This window comes from Candidatus Methylomirabilota bacterium, from assembly GCA_036002485.1.
Classification (GTDB): Bacteria; Methylomirabilota; Methylomirabilia; order Rokubacteriales; family CSP1-6; genus AR37.
In genome coordinates this window covers 1-6,289 of record DASYTI010000207.1, presented here as the reverse complement: position 1 = coordinate 6,289, position 6,289 = coordinate 1, and the positions used below count along the sequence as shown (strand labels likewise).

Genomic DNA, 6,289 nt, shown 5'->3' with positions numbered 1-6,289 from the left:
ACGGCTGCTCCAGATCGTGCCGACGGTCCTCGCGATCACCTTCGTGGTGTTCGTGATGATGCGATCGGTCCCCGGCGATCCCGTCGTGTCGCTCCTCGGCGATGCCTACACCGAGGAGGACGCGATCAAGGCGCGTGAAGCCTACGGGCTGAACAAGCCGATCGTGATTCAGTACCTGATCTGGCTCGGCAAGCTCGCGCAGGGCGACTGGGGCGCCTCGATCCTTACCGGGCGTCCGGTCCTCCAGGACGTGCTCATCCGCCTGCCCGTGACCCTCGAGCTGATCGTGCTGTCGATGGGCGTGGCCCTGGCCATCGCCCTCCCCGCCGCCATCATCGGCGCCCTGCGCCAGAACACCTGGGCCGACTACACGGCGACCTCGGTGGCCATGATCGGGGTGTCCATCCCCGAGTTCTTCATCGGCGTCCTCCTCCTCCTGCTCTTTTCCATCGGCCTCGGGGGCCTACTCCCCAGCTCGGGCTGGGTGTACCTGCCCGGCACGTGCCCGACGATGGTCTGCGGGTCGAGCCTCTGGGGCAACATGCAGCACGTCCTCATGCCCGCCATCGCACTCGGGGTGGGGCGGGCCGCCATCCTGACGCGTCTCCTCCGCTCGAGCATGCTGGAGGTCATCCGCACCGAGTACGTCACCACCGCGCGCGCCAAGGGCCTCTCCGAGCGGCCCATCATATTCAAGCACGCGCTGAAGAACGCCTTGATCCCCACCGTGACCGTGATGGGGCTCCAGATCGGCTTCCTCATCGGCGGCGCGATCGTGGTGGAGACGCTCTTCGCCATGCCGGGCCTGGGCACCTTCGGCATCGAGGCCATCATCGCGCGCGACTACCAGCAGGTGCAGGGCTTCGCCTTGCTGACGGCGCTCGCCTTCGTCGTCATGAACTTCCTCGTGGACATGACCTACACCTTCCTGGATCCGCGGATCCGGTACGCCTGAGGAGACCATGGCCGACGGTGGCGACACGCTCCCGACGAAGTCGCGGCCGATCCGCGGAGGAAGCCTGGGTGAGGCCGACCTCCCGGTGGCCACCGGAGTCGCCTGGGGGGCCCGCGCCAGGCCCGCGGAATCGCCGTTCGTGCAGGGACTGCGCCGGCTCCGGCGCAGCGCGGCCGCGCTGGTGGGCGCGGGCATCGTCATCATCCTGGTGTTCGTGGCGATCTTCGCGGACGTGCTGGCGCCTCAGAGCCCGATTGCCAGCGATCAGACTCACACGTTCGAGCGTCCGAGCTGGGACTATCCCCTGGGGACCGATCAGCTCGGACGCGACATGCTGAGCCGCATCGTCCACGGCACGCGCATCTCGCTGCTGGTGGGGGTGTCGTCGGTGCTGCTCGCGCTGTTCGTCGGCGTGCCCTTCGGCCTGATCGCCGGATTCTACGGGGGGCGGGTCGACACGGGCATCATGCGCGTGATGGACCTGATCCTGGCCTTCCCGATCTACCTGCTCGTCATCATCCTGATGGTCATCTTCACGCCCACGGCGGGGCTGATCGGCACCATGAAGGTCACCGGGGCCATCGCCATCGCGCGCATCCCGATCTACGCACGCCTGGTCCGGGGCAGCGTGCTCTCGATCAAGGAAAAGGAGTACATCGAGGCCTGCCGCGCCCTCGGCGTGCGTGATCCCTGGATCCTGTTCGGCCACGTGCTGCCGAACTGCCTGGCCCCGATCATCGTGACCACCACCATCGGCATCGCCACCTCGATCATCGTGGAGGCCACCCTCTCCTTCCTCGGCCTGGGGACGCAGCCGCCGACCCCAAGCTGGGGCTGGGATCTCAAGGCCAATGTGTCCTTCATCCAGGCCAACGCGTGGCTGTCGCTCTTCCCGGGGCTGGCCATCTTCATCACCGTCCTCGGCTTCAACCTCTTCGGGGACGGCCTCCGCGACGCCCTCGATCCGCGTCTGAAATAGCCCGCGAGCGTATGCGATAATCCCGCCCCGGGCGGCGCCCATAGAGGGGAAGCCGCCGGGGGGGACCATGATCGCCGCATGGCGCCGGATCGGCCTCGTCATCGCTCCTCTGGCTCTGGGGGTGCTGACGGCCTGCTCGCACACAATCCCGCTCAAGCCCACCTTCGTGAGCCCGCAGGGGGCTGCCCAGCTTCCCGTGGTCGTCGGGGTGTACTACAGCTCGGAGTTTCGTCAGCGTGAAGTCAAGATCTGGCGGGGAGGCGATCGCTGGGACTTCGCTCTTGGCCCGGCCAGCGTCCTCGTGCTCGATGGGGCGTGGCAGCATCTGTTCGAGGGACGACTGCCCGTCTCCGGGCGCCCGCCCCTTCCCGAAGGGGGACCGAAGATGGCCGGAGTGATCGAGCCGTCCATCGAGGCCTTCGATTTCGGCCTGCCCTTTCTCAAGTCGGGTACCTACACCGCGGAGATCACCTACCGGATCAAGCTGCACGCGCCCGACGGGGCGCTCCTCGCCTCGTGGACGGTCAGGGGCGCCGGCGCCAAGCCGGGCCAGTTCGGATTCGATTTCTCTCGGGGGCCGGGCGACGCCGCGGATCTGGCCATTCAGGATGCGGCGACCAAGCTGGCCGCGGGGTTTCGCGACGTTCCCGAAGTTCGCGCGTGGCTGCGCCAGAGCGGAGTGAGCACCCGATGGATGCCCCAGTGGCTCGCCACCCTGCTGCAAAGGCTCAGACCGTGAGCCGCTCGACGGTCGCCTGGGGGCTCGCCTCGCTGCTTCTTCTCCACGGATGCGCCTCCTACACGCCGAAAGGTGTAGCGGTGCCCAGGCCGGCCGTGATGCCCGCCTGGGCGCGGGAGGGCGTGGTCGCCGTCGGTGCCGATCCCTATCTCCAGAAGGAGCGACATAAGGCGGCCTTCGACGGCGACATGGGCGAAGAGGGAATCCTGCCCGTGCAGGTCTTCGTCCTGAACGAGGGCCCGCGGCGGCTCCTCGTGCGCGCATCGGACATGACCCTGCTCCTTCCCGACGGCCGCCAGATCGCCTCGGCGGGGGCGACGGCGGTCGCCACCCGGTTCGATCAAGGCATGGGAGAAGTCATCGGCTGGGGAATAGGCTTCGGGATCATCGGGGTGCTGGCCGCCTCCGCCAACAAAGAGACCGTGCGCACGGCGCGTCTGAGCGACTACCGCAGCAAGGAGCTCGCCGAGGTCTTCCTGGACCCCGGCCAGTCGGCCCACGGGTTTGTCTTCTTCATCCCGCCGGTCGGGACGACCAGCATGGCGGATGGCGTGCTCCTGGTGCACTTCGTGGATGCCCATGATGCGTCTCGACAGTCCGTGCGTGTGCCCCTGCGCGGTACCGGGGACCTGACGGCGCGTGTGGTGCCGGAGGCCGCTCGGGCTCCCGAGCGCGCCCGGCCGGTGCCGCCGGAGCTGGCGGGATTCGTCGGAGTCTGGCGCGGGCAGGCCACGTTCCGCCTGCCCACGAGGGCGCTCCCTGTCACGCTCAGGATCTATCCAGAAGGAGATTCCCTGCGCTGGACCCTCACCCGTCCTCGCCTGGACAATAGTCTCGAGATAACGGCATCGGGAGCCGTCGAAACCGCCGGTCAGGCGGCCACCTTGACGGGTCGGTACGACGCCAAGTCAGGGTCGCCGCTGGCAGGGACGGAGATCAGCTACGGGTTGCGCCTCGACGGCGCCGCCCTGACCGGCGCCGGAGCGGGGGCGGATCGCATCGTCCACTCGCTGTCGCTGCAACGCGAATCGAGCGAGTGAGGCTACCAGCAGAACCAGATCGGCTCATAGATCCACCACGTCACCAGTTGCCCCGCCTCGTCGAGGGCCGAGTACTGCACGGGCTGGTAGCGGGTGATGAAGCACCGCGGCCAGTAGAACTTCAAATTCGACTGCGTGACCCAGGGCTTCGCCGAGATGAGTGGGCCAGCGTCCGCGGCGGGGACCAAGAGAAGACAGCCCAGCAATAGCGCTCCGGCGACCAGGCGTTTCATCGTGTCTCTCCTGTCTGCCATTGAATCCCTCTCTCCCATCGGGGGAGAGGGCCGCAGTTCGAGCCGAGGCGCTCCTAGCGCCGAGGCGAGGGCTGAGTGAATGAGGGGGCGGTCCTCCATGCCTTCGCCGCGTCCTGAGTCATCGTCATGCGGTCCCGGCAAGGAGCCTGTTAGCCCCTCGACGCGGGGCTGTCAAGCCGTTTCTGGGAAGGGGTGTTGCGGTCAGCAGGCGTGTGGCACAGGAGGAAGCTGGCGGGCCCGGATCACCCGCCAGCGAGCAGCGAGCTAGCGAGCGGCGGAGAGCTCCAGCGGCTGCGCCTCGAAGGGCACGCCCGCGGGGAAGCCGACCAGCCGGATCTCGGGGCGGAGGGTGATGCCCAGCCGCGTCTCGACCCGCTCGCGCGCCATCTCCATGAGCGCGAGAATGTCATGGTGGGTGGCCCCGCCGCGGTTGACGATCAGGTTGGCGGACTTCGACGAGATCTCGGCGCCGTTCACCCGCTTGCCGCGAAGACCCACTGTCTCGACGAGACGGGCCGCGCGGTCGCCCGGCGGATTCTTCCAGATGTAGCCCGCGGTGGCGAGCGCGAAGGGCTGCGATTCCTTCCACACCTTCAGCCGGTGCTGCAAGGCCTTCTGGACCACCTGCGCCGGACGGCGCTCGAGCTGCATTCGGCAGCCCACGAGGATGCCGCCCGCCGGCAGATCGAAGCTCTGCCCAGTGGCGGGTCCGCCCACGCGGTGCTCGCCCAGGGTGCCGTCGGGATGCACGAAGTAGATGGCCGAGCAGTGCTGGAGGAGCGAGCCTTCGCCAGTCCGCGCCTTGGTGGCCAGCGCGCCCCCGACCGTGGCGGGAATCCCCGCCAGGTACTCGAGGCCGCCCAGGCCCTGGGCCGCCGCTTCTCTGATGAGGGCGGAGAGCGGCATGCCCGCGCCCACGGCCACCTCGTCGCCCGCGAACTCGGCCCGGCTGAGAATGCCCTGCAGCTTGACCACCACGGCCTGCAGGCCGCGGTCGGAGACGAGCAGATTGTTGCCGCCGCCAATCACGATGAGGGGCAGCTCTTCCTGCTCGGCGAAGGCGAGCGCGTAGCGGAGGTCGTCGACGTCCTGCGGCATGATGAAGAATTCCGCGGGTCCGCCCATCCGTAACGAGGTGTGGAAGCTGAGGGGTTCTCTGAACCTGACCGCGCCGACGATTCGCCCTAGCATCTGAGCCTCCCATCCGTCGGCCCATCGGCCAGGCGGCGTGAAGTTGCGTTCGCGCGCGTCCAAGTGCATCGGCGGTGCCAGGGGCCGATATGCAAGCTTATCCGTCAGTTCGCTGACAGTGGCCGACGAGAGTTTGACGGCAGGTGTCACGAATTGTGACAGAGAATGACAGTCGGCGGCGGATTCCTGGGCGCTCCCCCCGTACATTCCCGGGCAGGGAGCACTATATATCAGGAGTTGCAATACTCTCGTTTTGGAGTTACGCTAGAGACCAGGGAGGAGCCTCGATGGCCAAGCGACGCAAAGCCATGAAGAGATCGCCGGGGGCGGTCCTGACCCGGCGGCATGCGCGCATGCGGCCCGCCGGTCGGAAGGGCGGGGGAAGCACGCGAGAGCTCCCGGCCTTTCAGGGATTCGTGTCGACCGAGACCGCCGCGGCCCAGAAGATCGACCTCATACGGGCCGGCGTGGGGGCACGCATGGTCGACGACATGGTTGCGTATCTCGAGGTGCCCAAGGCCGTCATCTTCGCGCTGCTCCACACCCCCGAGAGCACCGCGCACAAGCTGATCAAGGACAATCGCACCCTGGATGCCGCGGCCTCCGCGGGCGTGGTGCGGGTGGCCGATATCGCGCGGATGGCAGAGACGACCTTCGGCGGCCGAGAGCCGGCCACGCACTGGCTCAAGACCGCGAACCTCGCCTTGAGCGGCGCCACGCCCCTGTCCATGCTGGATACCGAACCCGGGGCCGCCGAGGTGCGCCGGGTGCTGCAGGCCATCAACGCCGGCGGCGTGTTGTAGTGCCGGGGGCCGTCGTCTGGCGCATCGCGCGCCGTCCCTTTGCCCTCGACCGGCTGGGGATCGGGGCGCGAGACGGCGGCGGCCGCTGGAACCACATCGGGACCCCCGTCATCTATGCCGGCGGCACCATCGCCATCGCGGCCCTGGAGCTGTTCGTGCACCTGGCCGGGATCGTGCCGCCCGACCTGGTGCTGGTCCGGATCGAGCTGCCGGACAAGCATTCCGCCGAGACGCCCGCCCTGGCCCAGCTGCCGCGCGACTGGCCGCGCGTGCCCGCCACGCCCGGCAGCATGACCTTCGGGACCGCCTGGGCGAAGGAGCTCCGCTC

8 protein-coding genes are annotated in these 6,289 nt (G+C 68.3%); 6 read left to right on the top strand and 2 right to left on the bottom strand.

Translation table 11 applies throughout. The features are described from left to right. From VGT00_18430 to VGT00_18415, 4 genes are all read left to right on the top strand, one after another. On the top strand, positions 1 to 955 hold a 955-nt coding region (locus tag VGT00_18430), incomplete at its 5' end, for an ABC transporter permease (protein ID HEV8533407.1). Positions 956 to 962: 7 nt separating this feature from the next. Beyond that, positions 963 to 1,934, top strand: a complete 972-nt coding sequence (locus tag VGT00_18425; GenBank protein ID HEV8533406.1) for an ABC transporter permease — start codon at positions 963 to 965, stop codon at positions 1,932 to 1,934. A gap of 67 nt (positions 1,935 to 2,001) precedes the next feature. After that, a complete protein-coding gene (locus VGT00_18420) occupies positions 2,002 to 2,673 on the top strand; it encodes a hypothetical protein (protein HEV8533405.1) in 672 nt (223 codons plus the stop codon). Then, positions 2,670 to 3,713 (top strand): hypothetical protein, encoded by a 1,044-nt coding sequence (locus tag VGT00_18415; GenBank protein ID HEV8533404.1) that lies wholly within the window; start codon positions 2,670 to 2,672, stop codon positions 3,711 to 3,713. Before VGT00_18420 ends, VGT00_18415 begins: the two co-directional genes overlap by 4 nt. Positions 3,714 to 3,715: 2 nt before the next feature. On the opposite strand, the gene VGT00_18410 is transcribed toward VGT00_18415, so the two are convergent. Continuing rightward, positions 3,716 to 3,946: a hypothetical protein gene (locus VGT00_18410; protein ID HEV8533403.1), complete on the bottom strand. Its 231-nt coding sequence runs from the start codon at positions 3,944 to 3,946 to the stop codon at positions 3,716 to 3,718. 285 nt (positions 3,947 to 4,231) lie between these two features. Then, positions 4,232 to 5,158 carry a UDP-N-acetylmuramate dehydrogenase gene (gene murB, locus VGT00_18405; protein HEV8533402.1) on the bottom strand — a complete coding sequence of 309 codons (927 nt, stop codon included), beginning with the start codon at positions 5,156 to 5,158 and terminating at the stop codon, positions 4,232 to 4,234. Positions 5,159 to 5,445: 287 nt separating this feature from the next. Between murB and VGT00_18400 the strand changes: the two genes are divergently transcribed. Together VGT00_18400 and VGT00_18395 are read left to right on the top strand one after the other, a co-directional pair. Continuing rightward, on the top strand, positions 5,446 to 5,961 hold the full coding sequence (locus VGT00_18400; protein ID HEV8533401.1) for an antitoxin Xre/MbcA/ParS toxin-binding domain-containing protein: 516 nt from the start codon (positions 5,446 to 5,448) through the stop codon (positions 5,959 to 5,961). Next, positions 5,961 to 6,289: RES family NAD+ phosphorylase (locus VGT00_18395; GenBank protein ID HEV8533400.1), on the top strand; the 329-nt coding region annotated here is incomplete at its 3' end. The genes VGT00_18400 and VGT00_18395, both read left to right, overlap by 1 nt.